The organism is Listeria sp. MAN/IMW/UF555, assembly GCF_058684075.1.
This window is the reverse complement of the sequence record NZ_JBZWZS010000002.1, coordinates 140,279-159,439: the sequence shown is the minus strand read 5'-3', so window position 1 is coordinate 159,439 and position 19,161 is coordinate 140,279. Positions and strand designations below refer to the sequence as shown.

Sequence of the window (19,161 nt, the reverse complement as noted above, 5' to 3'; positions counted from 1 at the left end):
TTTTCTTTTTCACATCGAACTTTTCATTGCCAGTAAGCTGTTTTACTGATAAACTAAAGAAAGTTTGATAAATAGGATTCGAGAAAAAAGAAGGTGAAATAATGGCAAAACCAGTTGTAGCGATTGTCGGACGTCCAAACGTTGGCAAATCGACTATTTTTAACAGAATCGTTGGTGAACGTGTTTCCATAGTGGAAGATGTTCCCGGTGTGACACGTGACCGCATATATAATTCAGCGGAATGGCTTGGAAAAGAATTTAACATTATTGATACAGGTGGTATTGATCTTTCCGACGAACCATTCTTAGAGCAAATTCGCGCACAAGCGGAAATCGCAATTGATGAAGCAGACGTAATTATTTTTATTACCAATGGTCGTGAAGGGGTTACCGATGCAGACGAACAAGTAGCAAAAATTCTTTACCGGTCTAATAAACCAATTGTTTTAGCGATTAATAAAGTAGATAACCCAGAAATGCGTGATCAAATTTACGACTTTTATTCTCTTGGGTTTGGTGAGCCATATCCAATTTCTGGTTCACATGGACTAGGGCTTGGCGACATGCTTGATGCTGTTCGTGCTCATTTTCCAAAAGAAGAAGAGGAAGAATACCCAGATGAAACAGTGAAATTTAGTTTGATTGGTCGACCAAATGTTGGTAAATCATCTATTCTAAACGCACTTCTTGGCGAAGACCGCGTCATTGTTTCTGACATTGCGGGAACTACTCGTGATGCAATTGATACAACTTATACGTTTGATGGTCAGGATTATGTCATGATTGATACAGCCGGAATGAGAAAACGTGGGAAAGTGTATGAAAGCACAGAGAAATATAGTGTTTTACGTGCAATGAGAGCAATTGAACGCTCCGATGTTGTTCTTGTGGTTATCAACGCAGAAGAAGGTATTCGTGAACAAGATAAACGAATTGCTGGATATGCGCATGATGCCGGACGTGCTATCATTATTGTAGTGAACAAATGGGATGCAATTAACAAAGATGAAAAAACAATTAATGTATGGACAGAAGATATTCGGGAGCAGTTCCAATTCTTAAGCTATGCACCAATTGTCTTTGTATCTGCGAAAACAAAACAACGCTTAAACAACCTATTCCCGCTAATTAACCAAGTAAGCGATAATCATTCATTACGCGTACAATCTAGTATGCTAAATGATGTTATTAGTGATGCAGTTGCAATGAATCCATCACCAATGGACAAAGGTAAACGACTTAAAATCTTCTATACAACACAAGTGGCTGTTAAACCACCTACATTTGTTGTATTTGTTAATGATCCAGAACTAATGCATTTCTCTTATGAACGTTTCTTAGAAAACCGGATTAGAGAAGCATTTCCGTTTGATGGTACGCCAATTCGAGTAATTGCTCGTAAGCGTAAGTAAAGTTTTCGGGAGGAAAAATATAATGACACAGAAAAAAGTAGCTATTCTTGGCGCTGGAAGTTGGGGAACAGGGCTCGCGCTTGTCCTAGCTGATAATAATCATAAACCAGTTATTTGGGGAAACTTAGATAAAATTGTGAATGAAATTAACGAATCGCACACGAATAGTCACTATTTGCCAGATATTATTTTACCAACTGAGGTAAAAGCGACATTGTCACTTGATGAAGCTATAGATGGTGCTGAAATTGTCGTGATTGCTATTCCAACAAATGCGATGCGTGTGGTTTGTAAGCAGCTAAATGAAGCGCTGAAAGAACCAACTATTTTAGTGCATGTTAGTAAAGGTATTGAACCAGAAACAAATCTTAGAATGTCAGAAGTAATTGAAGAAGAGGTTGATGCTACAAAACGTAAAGCACTTGTTGTGCTTTCAGGTCCTAGTCACGCAGAAGAAGTAGCTCTTCGTCATCCAACAACGCTTTGTGCTAGCTGTAAAGATTTGAAAGCGGCAGAAATCGTGCAAGATCGTTTTATTAATAACAACTTACGTATTTATACGAATGATGATGTAATCGGTGCTGAAATTGGTGGGGCGCTTAAAAATATTATCGCACTTGGCGCAGGAATCTCTGATGGCCTTGGATACGGCGATAATGCTAAAGCGGCACTAATGACACGCGGAATGGCAGAAATCACTCGTCTCGGTGTTGCTGTGGGCTCTAATCCACAAACCTTTTATGGGCTAACTGGTATTGGTGACTTAATCGTTACTTGTACGAGTGTGCATTCACGTAATTGGCGCGCTGGAAATATGCTTGGCAAGGGCGAGAATCTGGATGAAGTTTTAGAAAAAATGGGTATGGTCGTTGAAGGTGTACGAACAGCCAAAGCAGTTCATGGTTGGGCGAAAAAACTAGATATTGATATGCCAATTACCGAATCGATTTACGCGATTTTATTCGAGAATAAAGATGCTCGAGAAGCCGTTGATTTATTGATGGGTCGTAAAAAGAAAATCGAAAAAGAGTCATTTTAATAGAGAGAGCCAAGATAAGTTTTCCGCTTATGTTGGCTCTTTTTTTATGAGTTATGCTAAAATGAAGCAGAAGAGCCAAATTTGAAAAAGTAGGTGGAGAATATGGAAGTTACTCGTACAGATAAAGCCGTAACATTAAGATGGGAAAATGAAGAAGTCAGCGAAGGTACGTTGGTTTTTGTAAGTAGTAGTCCGTCACTAGAGGCAAATAGTGAACCTGTCTTTAAAGTATCTAATGCAGCAAAACATTATACTTTTGAAACAAAGGACATTCCAGTTTATTTCTTTTTACAGGCACCGAACGGAGACAAAAGAGTTGTTTCTGAACGGATATTACCGCTAGAAAGTGTTTTTAACTTCCGAGATATGGGTGGTTACGAAACAAAGCATGGGCATCACGTAAAATGGGGTAAATTATATCGTTCTTCCAATTTAGTAAACATAAATCAAGCAGACGCCAGATTACTCCAAAAGTTACATATTAAATGGATTTGCGATTTGCGAAGTAGCTCTGAAGTACAGGCGCAACCCACTCCAGAAATCCAAGGTGTTCTTAATAAACATATCCCAATCGGTACAGCAAAAAATGAAAAAACGACCCTCCCAGTATCAAATGACAAAGCGATCTATGAACCTTTGATGGGGGAGAGTTACCGTGTATTTGTGCAATCAGTAGACGGATTTAAAGAAATTTTTAGCGAGATATTAACGGATGCTAAAGCGGGTCTTCCATTTGTTTTTCATTGCACCGCTGGAAAAGACCGTACAGGGGTCTTAGCGGCACTTTTATTAACATTACTAGATGTACCAGAAAAAACGATTTTTGACGATTACGCAATCACTAACCGCTATCAGGACAACATTCTACAAGAAATGGGTGGGATTGTGTCACTTTTTTCAAATGGAAACGAAAAAATCGACTTGGAAGCTTTTCGTCCGATGGCAGAAGCTCGTCCAGAATATTTGAAAATAGCCTTTGATGAAATGAAAAAACAATTCGGTTCAGTAGATGGCTATTTGGAAAAAGGAATCGGAATTACTGCGGAAGAAAAAGCCATCATCCAACAACAATTATTAGAATAAAACTAGGCTCAGAAACCTAGAGTTGTCAGGTAATAGCTCTGAATTTGCTTCTATTTTTATGAAAAAAGAACTATTTTAGCCAATTATGGTGGTATCGCTTGCTATTCTAAGGGTTCCAAGTTAGTATTATGGTTAACAGGTTGATACTATCACGTTTTCAAGCCATAAGAGAAAAACATATGTGATTGAAAATGTTAAGAAACAGTGTCAGTTTGGCATTATTCCTTGCAGTTGCTGGGATTATGTGATAATCTTTTATCAGAATTACTGTTAAGGCTTGTAGTTAAGCCATTTCAGTCACAATTCTCCTTAAATTCCAAAATTAATTTTACTTTTGGAAAAAAACGAGAAATACAGGTGTCTCATAGTGCTTGCTTATTTTGAAGTATTCTGTGAAGGAGGTGAAAAACACAATGGCAAATAAAACTGATTTAGTAAATAGCGTAGCTGAATTAGCTGATCTTTCTAAAAAAGACGCAGCGAAAGCAGTAGAAGCTGTATTCGAAACTATTCAAACTTCTTTATCTAAAGGTGAAAAAGTTCAATTAATCGGATTTGGTAACTTTGAAGTACGTGAACGTGCTGCCCGTAAAGGCCGTAACCCTCGTACTAAAGAAGAAATCGACATCCCTGCAAGTAAAGTACCAGCGTTCAAACCTGGTAAAGCGCTTAAAGAAGCTGTTAAATAAGTTACATAGACTTTTTAAGCACTAACTCTAGTCTGGCCTTAATTTTATAATTAAGCTAGGCTAGTTTTTTTTTGGTGATTATTTCCAGACGAAATAGGGAATAAAGAGAACAAAATAGTAAAACATCATTATTATCTCTTATTTAAGCAAATTAAATTTACCTTGAAGTTCGGCTGTGTTAAGATATACAAGGTATATAATGCTAAAAAGATAGGGGAATTAAGGATGGAGCAAATAGACAAACAAAAAATTGCTGACGCAGTGAAAGTTATTTTAGAAGCAGTGGGAGAAAATCCAGAACGTGAAGGACTAATTGATACACCAATGCGAGTAGCTCGTATGTATGAAGAAGTTTTTGCTGGACTCAAGAAAGATCCTTCTGTTCATTTCGATACTATTTTTGAAGAACAACATGAAGAACTAGTGCTTGTAAAAGATATTCGTTTTTCCTCTATGTGCGAACATCATCTTGTTCCTTTTTTTGGCGTAGCACATGTGGCTTATTTGCCTCAAAATGGACGAGTTGCAGGGCTTAGTAAACTTGCTCGTGTAGTGGATGATGTGAGTCGTCGTCCGCAACTTCAAGAGCGTATTACTACGACTGTTGCAGAAATTATGATGGATAAATTAAAACCACTGGGAGTCATGGTGATAATGGAAGCAGAGCATATGTGCATGACCATCCGTGGTGTCAATAAACCTGGAACTAAAACAATTACAAGCGCAGTACGAGGCGCTTTTAAAAATGACGATAAGCTTAGAAGTGAAGTTTTGGCTTTAATTAAGCATAATTAAATATCCTTTATGGTATAATTTATTTTACGTAATAAGGAGATTCAAAGGGGATTGTTAAATGACTTATCAGGCGAGAGAGGCTGGGCTAAAGGAAGTGGAGCAGTTGGTACATGAGCAAGCAGTCTATCAGTATTTACAAGAGAATAATGAAGGCGGGCAAATGGACAAAGATCAAATGCTATTTCTTCATGAAGCGATTTCCGGCTCTGATTTGGCTGATGCTGCTGCGTATCGTGTAGTTAGTGCAACGCTTTACATGATATTAGCTCATGACACGCATGAAAAAATTGATGAACCAGGTGATGTTGTACAGCTAACTCGGAAAGAACAAGAGTTAACAGTATTAGCTGGGGATTTTTATAGTGCTCTCTATTACCGGACACTTGCGGAATTAGAAATGATTCCACTCCTCAGAGCCTTACAAAGTGGTGTTCAAGAAACAAATACAGCAAAAACCAATATTTACCAATTACATGTTGCGACAGATGAAGAATATCTTACACAACTTGCTTTAACTAATGCGGCGATTTTTGCCAAGTTTGCGAAGTATTTTATGAAGGATGAAACATTTATTGCTTTAGGTTGTCAGTTCTTTTTACTTAAACGACTTAAAATGGAACTTGCGACTTATCAAGAAATTGGTGCGTCTAGGTTGAAGCGTGCTTATGACCATGGGTACTTTGCGAAAGAAGCTGTCACTAATTTTGAAAGTTGGTTAGTAGCAATTATTCGTGACGTGAAGATGGAAGTGGAACGACTAAAAGAAGAGTCTGAACCGCTTTCTACTATACTTGAAAAAAGAATTATTGAAGTTATTAACGACTGATAAATAGAAGGAGATTCGGGATATGACGGAAACTAAAGAAGAAAAAGTACATAAAGTATTTGAGAAGATTTCCCCAAGTTATGACCGAATGAATAGTGTTATTAGTTTTAAACTACATGTGAAATGGCGTAAAGAAACGATGAAGCTAATGCGTGTTCAAAAAGGGACAAATGTTCTCGATGTTTGTTGTGGAACGGCAGATTGGTCGATTATGATGGCGGAAGAAATTGGTCCAGAAGGTCATGTGACAGGACTTGATTTTAGTGAAAATATGCTAAAAGTTGGTCGTGAAAAAGTAAAAGAAGCAGATTTGCATAATGTAGAGCTGATTCACGGGAATGCGATGGAATTACCTTTCCCAGATAATAGTTTTGATTATGTGACAATTGGCTTTGGGCTTAGAAATGTACCTGATTATATGCAAGTGCTTCGTGAAATGTATCGTGTCTTAAAACCGGGCGGACAACTTGCATGTATTGATACCTCGCAACCAAATATTCCAGGTTGGAAACAAGTATTTAATGCTTATTTCCGATATGTCATGCCTGTTTTTGGAAAGTTTTTTGCGAAAAGTTACAAAGAATATAGCTGGTTACAAGAATCAACGCGCGAGTTTCCAGGGATGGCAAGGCTTGCGGAAATGTTTCAAGAAGCCGGATTTTCATACGTAAGATATATTTCACACAGTGGCGGCGCAAGTGCAACCCACTTTGGATTTAAAAAGAAGGAACAATAAGGTGGCAAGCATGAAACTTAACTTTTTATACCCGAATATGCAAAAAGACATTGACTTAGTTGAAAAAGAACTAAAAAGAGCTCTTACTGGCGCGGCTGCTGAAACAACTTCTGATGCGGCACTTCATCTGTTAGAAGCTGGTGGAAAACGAATCAGACCGATGTTCGTTTGTTTATCTGCAAGGCTTTCTCCTGACGCGGATTTTGAAGCAGTGAAAAATGCAGGTGTAGCGATTGAATTAATTCATATGGCATCGATTGTTCATGATGACGTGGTAGATGATGCTGATTTAAGGCGCGGACGTGAGACAATTAAATCCAAGTGGGGGAACCATATTGCGATGTATACTGGAGACTTTCTGTTTGCTAAGTCGTTAGAGTATATGACGGAAATTAAAGATGTTGCTGCCCACAAGATGTTATCACATGTCACAGTTGAGTTATCTACCGGTGAAATCGAACAGCTTAAAGATAAATATAATTTTGACCAAAATGTGCGTAATTATTTACGACGGATCAAAAGAAAAACAGCATTATTAATAGCAGCTAGTTGTGGGCTTGGTGGCGTTGTTTCTGGTCAAAGTGAAGCAGATTACAAGAAACTATATCGTTTCGGATATTACGTGGGGATGGCGTTTCAAATTACGGATGATGTACTTGATTTCGTTGGAACTGAAAAAGAACTTGGTAAGCCGGCTGGAGAAGATTTGAGTCAAGGAAATGTGACGTTGCCAGTATTTTTTGCAATGGAGGATCCTTTTCTTAAAAAACGAATCAGCCAAGTAACTGAGGATACGCAAGCAGAAGAAATTGCCGCTTTAGTGGAAGAAATTAAAAAATCAGGGGCAAAAAAAGCAGAAGATGTCGCAACAGCTTATCTAAAAAAAGCCGTAGCAACACTCGATTCTTTGCCACAAGTTCCTGAATTAAAACCACTGAAGCAAATTGTCCGTGTTTTAGATAAAAGAAATTATTAACGTGAGGGAGGATTCTATAATGGAACAAACTTATGTAATGGTTAAGCCAGATGGTGTAGAACGAGGACTTATTGGGGAAATTGTAGCAAAAATAGAGAAAAAAGGAATTAAGCTAGTCGCTGGTAAATTAATGCAGATTGATCGGACCCTCGCAGAACAGCACTACGCAGAACATATCGGCAAACCTTTTTTTGAGGATTTAATTGGATTTATCACTTCTGGACCTGTATTTGCGATGGTTTTAGAAGGCGATGATGTGATTAAAACAGCACGTCGGATGATGGGAAAAACGAATCCACTTGAAGCCGATCCCGGAACAATCCGTGCGGAATACGCAATACATACGAATAGAAATGTCATTCATGGTTCTGATAGTCCTGAAAGTGCTAAGCGGGAAATTCAGTTATTTTTTGAACCACATGAAATTTTAAGTTATGAAAAGGCAGTAGATACTTGGATTTAAAATAAGTAAGAGTTTAGGGAAACCTAGGCTCTTTTTTCATAGAGAAAATACCATTTGGCGCGGTTTTTTGTTATGATGAAAGAATGAGACTAAAGTATTGTGTTCTCGCTTGGCATATGTTAAGATATTACACATATACTTTAAAGCGCTAAAATATCATTGCTAGAATATCTAGCTTAAATAGAAAAAGGAGAGTTGTTGAAATGAGATACTTAACGGCAGGAGAATCACATGGACCGGGGCTTACGACAATTATTGAAGGATTACCAGCAGGAATGCCTCTACTTGCAGAAGATGTAAATAAAGAACTAAAAAGAAGACAAGGTGGACATGGTCGCGGTGCACGTATGCGTATTGAAAAAGACCAAGTACAAATTACAGCAGGAATTCGCCATGGTAAAACACTCGGCGCACCTGTAGCAATGTTTGTTGAAAATAAAGACTGGAAACATTGGGAAACAGTTATGAGCATTGAACCAGTTCCAGAAAAAAATGAAAAATCTCGTCGCGTATCTCGTCCACGTCCGGGACATGCGGATCTAGTTGGTGGCATGAAATATGGCCACAACGATATGCGTAACGTATTAGAACGCTCCAGTGCGCGTGAAACAACTGTCCGCGTTGCAGCAGGAGCCGTTGCCAAAAAACTATTGCATGAACTAGGCATTGAAGTTGCTGGTCATGTACTTGAAATTGGCGGAACTCGTGCGAATTTGAAACGTGATTACGCGGTTTCAGAAATCCAAGAAACATCCGAAGCTTCCCCAGTTCGTTGTTTAGACGAGGTTGCTGCAGAAGAAATGATGCAAAAAATTGATGATGCCAAGAAAAATGGCGACACGATTGGTGGAATTGTGGAAGTTGTTGTCGGTGGTGTACCTGCTGGACTTGGTAGCTACGTGCAATGGGATAAAAAATTAGATGCAAAAATCGCTCGTGCAATCGTAAGTATCAATGCATTTAAAGGCGCTGAGTTTGGTGTCGGTTTTGAAGCTGCGAGAAAACCTGGTAGCGAAGTAATGGATGAAATTTTATGGAGTAAAGAAGATGGTTACACTAGACGTACGAATAATCTTGGTGGATTTGAAGGCGGAATGACAAATGGTATGCCAATCGTTGTTCGTGGGGTAATGAAACCAATCCCTACGTTATACAAACCACTTCAAAGTGTGGATATTGATTCCAAAGAAACATTTAATGCTAGTGTGGAACGTTCTGATAGTTGTGCAGTACCTGCTGCAAGTGTTGTAGCTGAGGCTGTGGTCGCTTGGGAAGTTGCAGTTGCTGTGTTAGAAAAATTCGATGGTGATCGTTTTGATACACTTAAAAAACATGTGGAGGAACACCGAAACTTAACGAAGGAGTTTTAAACATGCCAGAAATTACAGTCCGTGCTAAAAGTAAAACATATCCTGTATATATAAACGAGTTCGCCTTGACAGATGTTAAGGAACAATGGACAAAAAGTTTAGCTAAATATTCCCACGTGTTTGTTTTAACAGATGAACACGTGGCAAATCTTCATAAAGCGAAACTCGATGCAGTACTTGCTGATTTACCTGTAGTCACTTATTATGTGGCACCAAATGGAGAAGAAGCAAAGACATTTCGCGTGTATGAAGATGTGATGACAAAAATGATTGAGACTGGGCTTGATCGAAAAGCCGTTTTAATCGCTTTTGGCGGAGGGGTTATTGGTGACTTAGGTGGTTTTGTCGCTGCAACTTATATGAGAGGAATTCCGTTTTATCAAGTACCAACAACGGTTCTTGCTCATGATAGTGCGGTCGGCGGCAAGGTTGCAATTAACCATCCCCTAGGCAAAAACATGATTGGCAACTTTTACCAGCCGGAAGCGGTTATTTATGATACGCAGTTTTTTGCGACTTTACCAGAAAGAGAAATGCGTTCTGGTTTTGCAGAAATGATTAAACATGCGCTTATTAGTGATCATACGTTGCTAACGGCTTTAATGGACACGTTTACGGAACCAAAAGACTTTTATACGAAGGATTTAACGCCGTTTTTACAGCGTGGGATTGAGATTAAAGCGAATATTGTTGCTCAAGATGAAACGGAGCAAGGTGTGCGCGCTTATCTGAATTTTGGTCATACATTTGGGCATGCGTTAGAAGCTTACGGTAACTTTGGCAAATGGCTACACGGCGAGGCAATTACTTATGGCATGATTTACGCGCTTACGATGAGTGAGACGGTTTACGGATTGGATTTCGATTTAGCTACGTTTACTACATGGTTAGAACGTTTAGGTTACAATACGACTTTTGATGCGACGGTTCCTTTTAGCAACATACTGGAAAATATGCGTCATGATAAAAAAACAACTTTTAATGAAATTAGTATGGTTTTACTAGAAGAAATTGGTAAACCGGTTATTTTTAAAGCAGAAGATGAATTGATTTTTGACACTTACAAAAGCGTGATGCGAAATGGAGGGGATATATTTTGAGAGCAATTCGCGGGGCAACGACAATAGAAAGTAATACGCCAGAAGAAATTTATACAGCAACGAAAGAATTATTTGAGGAAATCCTGACGCAAAATGGGATAACAGACAGTGAAAGTCTTACATCGGTTATTATTACGGTTACTGAAGATATTTTTGCAGCATTTCCTGCGAAGGCAGTGCGCGAAACTCACGGCTTTGAATATGTTCCTGTGATGGGGATGCAAGAAATTCCGGTGCCGAATTCGCTTCCAATGTGTATTCGTTTCATGGTATTCACAGATTTACATAAGCCCCTTACAGCAATTAATCATGTCTACTTACACGGGGCAAAAGTTTTGCGCCCAGATTTAGTGAAAGAGGAGGATGCGTAATGAAATGGAAAAAATCACTTGCAGGTCTATCTTCTTATAAACCTGGTAAACGCGAAGAAGAAGTAATGGCAGAGCTTGGTTTAACAAAAATTACTAAACTCTCATCGAATGAAAACCCACTCGGGACTTCAAAAAAAGTAGCAGCTATTCAAGCAAATTCAAGCGTGGAAACAGAAATTTATCCGGATGGTTGGGCTTCTAGTTTACGTAAAGAAGTAGCCGATTTTTATCAATTGGAAGAAGAAGAGTTGATTTTTACAGCTGGTGTCGATGAATTAATCGAACTATTAACTCGGGTTCTACTTGATACGACAACTAATACTGTAATGGCGACTCCAACGTTTGTACAATATCGTCAAAATGCTTTAATCGAAGGAGCAGAAGTAAGAGAAATTCCTCTTCTTCAGGACGGCGAACATGATTTAGAAGGTATGTTAAAGGCTATTGATGAGAAAACGACGATTGTTTGGATTTGTAATCCGAATAACCCAACAGGAAATTACATTGAATTAGCGGATATTCAAGCTTTTCTTGATAGAGTACCGAGCGATGTTCTTGTGGTTCTCGATGAAGCCTATATTGAGTATGTTACTCCTCAGCCTGAAAAACACGAAAAACTAGTACGTACTTATAAAAATTTAATTATTACTCGGACTTTTAGTAAGATTTATGGTTTGGCAAGTGCGCGAGTTGGTTATGGTATTGCGGATAAAGAAATCATCCGTCAACTGAACATTGTTCGTCCACCTTTTAATACAACGAGTATCGGGCAAAAATTAGCAATTGAAGCTATTAAGGACCAAGCTTTTATTGAAGAATGCAGAACTTCCAATGCAAATGGAATTAAACAATACGAAGCATTCGCTAAACGTTTTGAAAAAGTTAAGTTGTATCCGGCGAATGGGAACTTTGTTTTAATAGATTTAGGGATTGAAGCGGGGACTATTTTTAGCTATTTGGAAAAAAATGGCTATATTACACGTTCTGGCGCAGCACTTGGTTTTCCAACAGCTGTTCGTATTACAATCGGAAAAGAAGAAGATAACAGTGCGGTAATTGCACTTTTAGAAAAATTATTGTAAGTGTTTGGAGGCGTTTTTGAATGAAAGGGACGGTAGTTATTGTGGGGCTTGGGTTAATTGGCGGTTCTATTGCCCTTGCGATTAAAGCCAAACACCCAGAAGCACATATCATCGGGATTGACGTTTCCTATCATTCCTTAGAAGTAGGAAAGTCTCTAGGAGTCATTGATGAAATTGGCGAAAGTATTTTAATAGATGGACCAAAAGCAGATTTACTTATTTTTTGTTGTCCAGTAAAAGAAACAGAGCAGTTATTGACACGCTTGCCTGGGCTGCGTTTAAAGAAAAACGTGATTGTTACTGATACAGGAAGTACAAAAGGAACAATTATGGAAGCATCCACGGCGCTTAGAGAAAGTGGTATTACTTTTATCGGCGGGCATCCAATGGCTGGTTCGCATAAAAGTGGCGTACGGGCGGCAAAAGAGCTATTGTTTGAGAATGCCTATTATTTATTGACACCAACAAAAGACGTAGCAGAAGCCAAGGTAGCAGATTTAAAACAATGGCTTTCTGGTACAAATGCTAAGTTTTTAGTATTATCACCAACTGAACATGATGAAATTACAGGTATGTTAAGCCACTTGCCACATATCGTAGCGGCAGCTTTAGTCAATCAGACGCAAAGTTTTACTGAGGAACATCCTGCTGCATTCCGATTAGCTGCGGGAGGCTTTCGTGATATTACACGTGTCGCTTCCTCGGATCCAAGAATGTGGACGGACATTTCTATTAGTAATCAAAAAACATTAACGAAGCAACTGACCATTTGGCGCGATAGTATGAATCAAGCGCTTGAAATGCTTGAGAGTGAAGATGCAAATTCGATTTATGCCTTTTTCGATGGTGCAAAAGAATTTCGAGATTCTCTGCCTGTCCATCAAGGTGGGGCAATTCCGTCTTTTTACGATTTGTTTGTTGATGTACCTGACTATCCAGGTGTTATCTCTGAGGTAACTAGATATTTAGGCGAAGAAGAAATTAGTTTAACGAACATCAAGATTTTGGAAACACGCGAAGATATTTTCGGGGTGTTACAAATTACTTTCCAAACAGATGAAGACAGGGACCGGGCGAAACGTTGCATTGAAACTAGAAGTAACTATACATGCCACTACGAATAGGAGAGAAATGACGATGAAATTAATTACAAATAAACAAGGGCTGGTTGGCGAAATCACAGTCCCTGGCGATAAATCAATGTCTCATCGCAGCATTATGTTTGGGGCAATTGCAGAAGGAAAAACGGTCATTCGTCATTTCTTACGTGCAGATGATTGCCTTGGAACGATTAAGGCGTTTAAAGCATTAGGCGTAAAAATTGAAGAAACCGATGAAGAAATTATTGTTCATGGTACTGGCTTTGATGGGTTAAAACAAGCAGAGGGACCACTTGATATTGGTAACTCTGGGACAACTATTCGCTTAATGATGGGGATTTTAGCAGGGCGAGATTTTGATACTGTTATTTTAGGCGATGAATCAATTGCCAAACGTCCGATGAATCGCGTTATGCTTCCACTGCAAGAAATGGGCGCAAAAATGCATGGTAAAGATGGTTCTGAGTTTGCGCCGATTTCTATTATCGGTAACCAATCATTAAAACGAATGGAATACCACATGCCAGTTGCGAGTGCACAAGTAAAAAGTGCGATTATTTTTGCAGCGTTACAAGCAGAAGGTGAAACGATTATCCATGAAAAAGAAAAAACGCGTGACCATACGGAACACATGATTCGTCAATTTGGCGGTGAAATTGAAATGGACGGTTTAATGATTCGTGTCAAAGGCGGCCAAAAATTCATTGGACAAGAAATGACTGTTCCAGGCGATGTTTCCTCCGCTGCTTTCTTTATCGTAGCAGGCTTAATCACGCCAGGCAGTGAAATTGAACTAACACATGTTGGTTTAAATCCGACTAGAACAGGAATTTTTGATGTTGTAGAACAAATGGGTGGTAGTTTGGTTGTAAAAGATTCTAGCAGAAGTACCGGTAAATTAGCGGGTACAGTTGTTGTAAAATCTAGCGAGTTAAAAGGAACCGAAATTGGTGGCGATATTATTCCTCGTCTAATTGACGAAATTCCTGTTATCGCTCTTTTGGCAACACAAGCAGAAGGAACAACGATTATTAAAGATGCTGCAGAATTAAAAGTAAAAGAAACGAACCGAATTGATGCGGTTGCTAATGAACTAAACAAAATGGGCGCAGACATTACACCAACTGAAGACGGCTTAATTATTCGTGGTAAAACACCACTTCATGCGGCAAACGTGACAAGTTACGGAGATCACCGGATCGGTATGATGCTTCAAATCGCGGCACTTCTTGTAGAAGACGGTGACGTTGAGTTAGACCGAGCAGAAGCAGTATCCGTTTCTTACCCAACATTTTTTGAAGATATTCGCTCCCTTTTAAAATAATAATGACTACCAGTGCTGTGTGCTAAATACATCGGCGCTGGTATTTTATTTAAGAGAGGCAATCACTTTTTCTTATGAGGGAAGTAATGGTATAATAGAAAAACGACTTATAATTAAAGAAGGTGCAGAAATGGAATTGGCTAATAAAATGTTACATGCGTTAGAGCATGAAGATATGGCGCTTGCGAAGAAATACTTTGATGAAGTAGTGCAAGCGGGGACTGATGAGGAACAATATTATTTAGCAGAAGAGTTGTTCGCACTTGGATTTTTAGATGAAACAGAAGATTTATACGAACTTCTGTTAGCAAAATATAAAGATGAGGGCGAATTACTTGTCCGTGCCGCCGAAGTAGCACTTGAAAAAGACGATATGGATGCTGCGCAAGATTATTTAGAAAAAGTAAACAAAGAAGATGAAGCCTACATTGAAAGTTTACTCGTGTTAGCTGATTTGTATCAAATGCAAGGCTTGTTTGAAGTTAGTGAACAAAAATTACTTGAAGCCAAACAGATGGCACCAAATGAGCCGATTATTGATTTTGCTTTAGGGGAATATTATTTATCACAAGCCCGATTCGCTTCTGCTGTACAGTCTTATCAAACCGCTGTAGAAGCAGGGTTAACGATTATCTCAAATGGCGCCGTGTCTGTATATGAACGTATTGCTGAAGCTTTTGCAGCTAGCGGAGCATTTGAAGAAGCGTTACCCTACTATGAACGTGCCCTAGAAGACAAAGAATCGGTGGATACACTTTTTGGAATGGGATTAACGGCTTATCAAGCAAAAGAATACACGAAAGCAATTCACGCCTTGGAACATTTGCGCGAACATGATCCATCGTACACAACGTTATATTCCTATTTAGCAAAAAGCTACGAAGAAAATGGCGAACCTGAAAAAGCCATTGCAGTACTCAGAGATGGTTTAACGCAAGATGAATTCAACAAAGAAATGTTCTTAGAAGCAGGGAAACTCGCGGTTACGCTTCGTTTGCCGGAAGAAGCAGAAGAGTTTTATCGTCAAGCGATTGTGCTTGATGAAGAGTTCTCAGAAGCGATTATGCAACTGAACAAATTATTACTTGCGAAAGAAAACTACGAAGGTGTCATTGAATTAGTAGAAGGGCTCGGGGAAGAAGTTATTTCTGAACCACAAATTTTCTGGGACGTAAGTGTTGCATATCAGGAAACAGAACAATATAATAAAGCAAAAGCAAATTATGAACTCGCTTATCCACACTTTACAAATAATCCTACGTTCTTAAAGGAATATGGTTTATTTTTAAGAGAAGAAGGCGAACACGCGAAATCACAAGAAGTTTTGCGTAGCTATTTAGAACTTGAACCAGAAGATACCGAGATTTTATCTTTATTTGATTAACCAAAAGAATGAAGGAAGGGACTGAGGAAAGATGAAGGCATCCATTTCAATAGACGAGAAGAAAGATTTTATTCGCTGGTTTTTAAACAAACACCAGATGAAAACTAGAGAAGCAATGTGGGTTTTAAATTATATTGCTGGCCATGATCAAATTGTAAAATATGTTCATTTTGTTGATAATTTGGAAGGATGTGCGCGTGGGCTTTCGCTTAGTGCTCACGGGGTTGAATCCGAACCATTCCTATTTTTCAAAGGTAACATAATGACAACAGATCCAGAAAAAGCTTTTCATGATATTCGGCTAAACTGGGACGAGGAATTGTATGTCGAACTTCATTTTGAAGAGGCAATGACCTCACCTGAATATGCCCTTGTTCGTGAAGACAATCCTTTTGCGGCAGTGAAGCTTGCTGAAGAGGAAAAAGAAATGGCGGATGCGCTTATTTATCAATCTGTGCACCAATTTTCAAGAGAAAAATTATTACAACAAATCGATGAAGCGCTTGATACTCGTGATGAAGCGACATTCCATAAGCTCGTTCGTATTTTACAGCAAATGGATACAGAAAAAGAATAAGAAATAAATCCTAGTTAGTAATAAAATGGAGTGAAATAGTGCTTCATTTTATTGCTATGCTAGGATTTTTTAAGGAGTTGGAATCATTTGTTTTATAGTTTACTTGCAAATCGCTCTTTTTTACGATTGCTGTTTTTCGGTAATTTACTAGGGGCGATTTACGGATACATATGGTATTTACCACAATTACAAATTACAGAGCCGCGTTTTTGGCTATTTGTCCCAGATAGTCCAACCGCGATTCTATTCTTCACTCTAACTTTAGTAGCCTTTCTCGCCAAAAAGCACTGGCCGCTAATGGAGGCACTGGCTTTTGTCTGTTTAGTAAAATATGGTTTATGGGCAATTGGCATGAATATTTTTTATATGTTTGAGCAAAAGACGATTGTTTGGGCTGGTGTCGTTCTAATTTTAACGCATGGTTTTATGGCGCTAGAAGGGATTTTATATGCACCATTTTATCGTTTCCGTATAGGGCATTTTATGATAGCGGCTGTTTGGGTGTTTCATAATGATGTGATTGATTATTTATTTGGACAAATGCCGATTTATATGGGATTAGAAAAATACTTACCTGAAATCGGTTATGCAACTTTTTGGCTAACGGTTATGGTTTTATGGCTTGTATATGATAAAACGATAAAAAAAGGTCACCGTTCATTAGAATTTCCTCATCATGAGTGAAAGATGTTGAGTCTTAGTACGGGTTCATCTATACTAAGAGATAAGGATATTTACCGAAAAATTGTAGTAGGAGGAAGATGATTAGATGTCGTTTAGTCAGTATATTATTTATTTTATTATCGTTGCAGCAATCCCTCTTTGGGCGCAGTATCGAGTTAAAACTACCTATGCCCAGTACTCCAAAGTTGGTGTGGCAAATGGTTTAACTGGTGCCGAGGTTGCACGTCATATTTTGGATACAAATGGATTAACCAACGTTCCTGTTCATGAAACAAAAGGGATGTTAAGTGACCATTATGATCCTAGAAAAAAAGCTGTGTTTCTTTCTGAAGCTAATTTCCGCGGTCGTTCTATCGCTGGGGCAGCAGTTGCAGCCCATGAAGTAGGGCACGCGATTCAAGATCAACAGGACTATGCGTTTATGCGTTTTCGTTCCGCGCTCGTTCCTGTAACGATGTTTAGTTCGAATATTTCTTGGGTGTTCCTCATTATCGGGATGCTCGCAAATGTAGCTAGTTTTATGCTATTAGGGATTATTTTGATGGCAGTAGGGGTGCTTTTCCAATTAATTACCCTGCCTGTTGAGTTTGACGCTAGTAAACGTGCGCTTGTTCAATTAGAAAGTGGCGGACTAGTATCATCATCGGAACTTCCACAAGCGAAAAAAGTCCTTAGTGCTGCGGCGATGACATACGTTGCTGCAATGGCTGTTGCGGTACTTGAACTTCTAAGATTACTCCTCATTTTTACCAATATGAATCGAAATTAGAATAAACTACGAACCTGAGAATTTTCTCGGGTTTTTGTTTGGTGAAAAAAGCTTGGCAGTGAGATGAATGCTTGCTATACTTATACTCGGATAAAGTAAAGGAGCGGGACAATGGATTATGATGTAATTGTCATTGGTGGCGGACCATCAGGACTTATGGCAGCAATCAGTGCAGCGGAGAAAAACAAACGAGTTTTATTAATTGAAAAAGGACCGAAGTTAGGGCGTAAATTAATTATGTCTGGTGGCGGACGTTGTAATGTAACGAACAGGCGTCCAGCAGAAGAAATCATTAAACATATTCCGGGTAACGGTCGCTTTTTATATAGTGCGTTTCATGCGTTTGATAATGAAGATATTATTCGTTTTTTTGAACGACTTGGTGTAGCACTTAAAGAAGAAGATCATGGCAGAATGTTTCCGGTATCAAACAGCGCGCGTTCTGTTGCTGAGGCGATGATTCAGCGGATGGAAAAGCTTGGCGTGAAAATCTACATGCAAACCGCTGTGAAGCAAGTGGATTACGAGGATGGCCATGTAAAAGGTGTGACGCTAAAAGACGGGCAAGAGATTTCAGCGAGCGCAGTAATTGTTGCAGTGGGCGGTAAATCTGTTCCTCGGACGGGCTCGACAGGAGATGGCTATGCTTGGGCGAAAAAAGCAGGACACACGATTACAGAGCTATATCCGACAGAAGTACCGATTACGTCCAGTGAGCCTTTTATTAAGCAAAAAGTGTTACAAGGGACGTCGCTTCGGGATGTATCTCTGTCTGTTTTAAATGCAAAAGGAAAGCCGATTATTACGCATCAAATGGATATGATTTTTACCCATTTTGGCGTATCTGGACCAGCAGCACTTAGATGTAGTATGTTTGTCCTTCGTGAACTAAAGAAAACGGGCGCGGGTACGGTGAAAATGCGTCTTGATTTATTCCCGAATGTATCAGCTGCGGAACTTTCGAAAGAGGTTTATAAGCTGCTAGAAGAAAATCCGAAAAAAGCATTGAAAAATTCCTTAAGTTCGCTTTTACAAGAAAAACTATTATTGTTTTTACTGGAAAAAGTAGAACTGGATGAGACGGCTGAATACAAACAAGTAAGCCCGAAAAAAATTGAGCAATTTATTCAGTTATTAAAGGATTTCACTTTTGAAGTAAATGGCACGCTTGATTTTGAGAAGGCGTTTGTAACAGGCGGTGGGGTTTCTGTGAAGGAAATCAAACCAAAAGAGATGCAGTCTAAATTGATGGAAGGGTTATTTTTCTGCGGGGAAATACTTGATATTAATGGATACACGGGTGGTTATAATATTACGTGTGCATTAGTGACTGGACACACGGCTGGAGCTTATGCTGCGGAAGTGTCAAACATATAAAAAA

General features: G+C 38.9%; 20 protein-coding genes. All 20 read left to right on the top strand.

Going from position 1 to position 19,161, the window contains the following annotated elements:
* Nucleotides 1–101: 101 nt before the first annotated feature.
* A complete protein-coding gene (gene der / locus AC4PG8_RS07920; protein ID WP_003769459.1) occupies nt 102–1,412 on the top strand; it encodes a ribosome biogenesis GTPase Der in 1,311 nt (436 codons plus the stop codon).
* A gap of 22 nt (nt 1,413–1,434) precedes the next feature.
* Complete coding sequence (locus AC4PG8_RS07915) at nt 1,435–2,451, top strand: NAD(P)H-dependent glycerol-3-phosphate dehydrogenase (RefSeq protein ID WP_003763132.1); 1,017 nt, start codon at nt 1,435–1,437, stop codon at nt 2,449–2,451.
* A gap of 102 nt (nt 2,452–2,553) precedes the next feature.
* On the top strand, nt 2,554–3,534 hold the full coding sequence (locus AC4PG8_RS07910) for a tyrosine-protein phosphatase (protein WP_003763131.1): 981 nt from the start codon (nt 2,554–2,556) through the stop codon (nt 3,532–3,534).
* A gap of 401 nt (nt 3,535–3,935) precedes the next feature.
* Nucleotides 3,936–4,223: an HU family DNA-binding protein gene (locus AC4PG8_RS07905; RefSeq protein ID WP_465262237.1), complete on the top strand. Its 288-nt coding sequence runs from the start codon at nt 3,936–3,938 to the stop codon at nt 4,221–4,223.
* A 225-nt stretch (nt 4,224–4,448) separates the two neighbouring features.
* A complete protein-coding gene (gene folE, locus AC4PG8_RS07900) occupies nt 4,449–5,018 on the top strand; it encodes a GTP cyclohydrolase I FolE (RefSeq protein WP_003767576.1) in 570 nt (189 codons plus the stop codon).
* A 58-nt stretch (nt 5,019–5,076) separates the two neighbouring features.
* Nucleotides 5,077–5,844, top strand: coding sequence for a heptaprenyl diphosphate synthase component 1 (locus AC4PG8_RS07895; protein WP_003763127.1), 768 nt, complete (start codon nt 5,077–5,079; stop codon nt 5,842–5,844).
* Between the two features lie 22 nt (nt 5,845–5,866).
* Complete coding sequence (gene menG, locus AC4PG8_RS07890; RefSeq protein WP_003726790.1) at nt 5,867–6,580, top strand: demethylmenaquinone methyltransferase; 714 nt, start codon at nt 5,867–5,869, stop codon at nt 6,578–6,580.
* Between the two features lie 10 nt (nt 6,581–6,590).
* Nucleotides 6,591–7,556, top strand: coding sequence for a heptaprenyl diphosphate synthase component II (hepT, locus tag AC4PG8_RS07885; RefSeq protein WP_492170236.1), 966 nt, complete (start codon nt 6,591–6,593; stop codon nt 7,554–7,556).
* 19 nt (nt 7,557–7,575) lie between these two features.
* The gene (ndk, locus tag AC4PG8_RS07880; RefSeq protein ID WP_003763122.1) at nt 7,576–8,019 is read left to right on the top strand and encodes a nucleoside-diphosphate kinase; all 444 of its coding nucleotides are present in this window, start codon (nt 7,576–7,578) and stop codon (nt 8,017–8,019) included.
* A gap of 203 nt (nt 8,020–8,222) precedes the next feature.
* Nucleotides 8,223–9,389, top strand: coding sequence for a chorismate synthase (gene aroC / locus AC4PG8_RS07875; RefSeq protein WP_003763121.1), 1,167 nt, complete (start codon nt 8,223–8,225; stop codon nt 9,387–9,389).
* Between the two features lie 2 nt (nt 9,390–9,391).
* Nucleotides 9,392–10,489, top strand: a complete 1,098-nt coding sequence (gene aroB / locus AC4PG8_RS07870) for a 3-dehydroquinate synthase (protein ID WP_492170235.1) — start codon at nt 9,392–9,394, stop codon at nt 10,487–10,489.
* Nucleotides 10,486–10,860: a chorismate mutase gene (gene aroH, locus AC4PG8_RS07865; protein ID WP_003763119.1), complete on the top strand. Its 375-nt coding sequence runs from the start codon at nt 10,486–10,488 to the stop codon at nt 10,858–10,860. The genes aroB and aroH overlap by 4 nt, the downstream gene beginning before the upstream one ends.
* A complete protein-coding gene (gene hisC / locus AC4PG8_RS07860) occupies nt 10,860–11,942 on the top strand; it encodes a histidinol-phosphate transaminase (protein WP_185311838.1) in 1,083 nt (360 codons plus the stop codon). The genes aroH and hisC overlap by 1 nt, the downstream gene beginning before the upstream one ends.
* Nucleotides 11,943–11,962: 20 nt before the next feature.
* The gene (locus tag AC4PG8_RS07855; RefSeq protein WP_185505154.1) at nt 11,963–13,066 is read left to right on the top strand and encodes a prephenate dehydrogenase; all 1,104 of its coding nucleotides are present in this window, start codon (nt 11,963–11,965) and stop codon (nt 13,064–13,066) included.
* 13 nt (nt 13,067–13,079) lie between these two features.
* Complete coding sequence (gene aroA, locus AC4PG8_RS07850; protein WP_492170234.1) at nt 13,080–14,366, top strand: 3-phosphoshikimate 1-carboxyvinyltransferase; 1,287 nt, start codon at nt 13,080–13,082, stop codon at nt 14,364–14,366.
* A 130-nt stretch (nt 14,367–14,496) separates the two neighbouring features.
* Nucleotides 14,497–15,750 carry a tetratricopeptide repeat protein gene (locus AC4PG8_RS07845; protein WP_070753698.1) on the top strand — a complete coding sequence of 418 codons (1,254 nt, stop codon included), beginning with the start codon at nt 14,497–14,499 and terminating at the stop codon, nt 15,748–15,750.
* Between the two features lie 31 nt (nt 15,751–15,781).
* The gene (gene reoY, locus AC4PG8_RS07840) at nt 15,782–16,327 is read left to right on the top strand and encodes a proteolytic degradation factor ReoY (RefSeq protein WP_003769437.1); all 546 of its coding nucleotides are present in this window, start codon (nt 15,782–15,784) and stop codon (nt 16,325–16,327) included.
* 87 nt (nt 16,328–16,414) lie between these two features.
* Entirely contained in the window at nt 16,415–17,011 is a 597-nt protein-coding gene (locus AC4PG8_RS07835) for a DUF1405 domain-containing protein (RefSeq protein ID WP_003763109.1), read from the top strand.
* An 85-nt stretch (nt 17,012–17,096) separates the two neighbouring features.
* Nucleotides 17,097–17,780, top strand: coding sequence for a zinc metallopeptidase (locus tag AC4PG8_RS07830; RefSeq protein WP_003769434.1), 684 nt, complete (start codon nt 17,097–17,099; stop codon nt 17,778–17,780).
* A 111-nt stretch (nt 17,781–17,891) separates the two neighbouring features.
* A complete protein-coding gene (locus AC4PG8_RS07825) occupies nt 17,892–19,157 on the top strand; it encodes a BaiN/RdsA family NAD(P)/FAD-dependent oxidoreductase (RefSeq protein WP_112120405.1) in 1,266 nt (421 codons plus the stop codon).
* Nucleotides 19,158–19,161 lie beyond the last annotated feature (4 nt).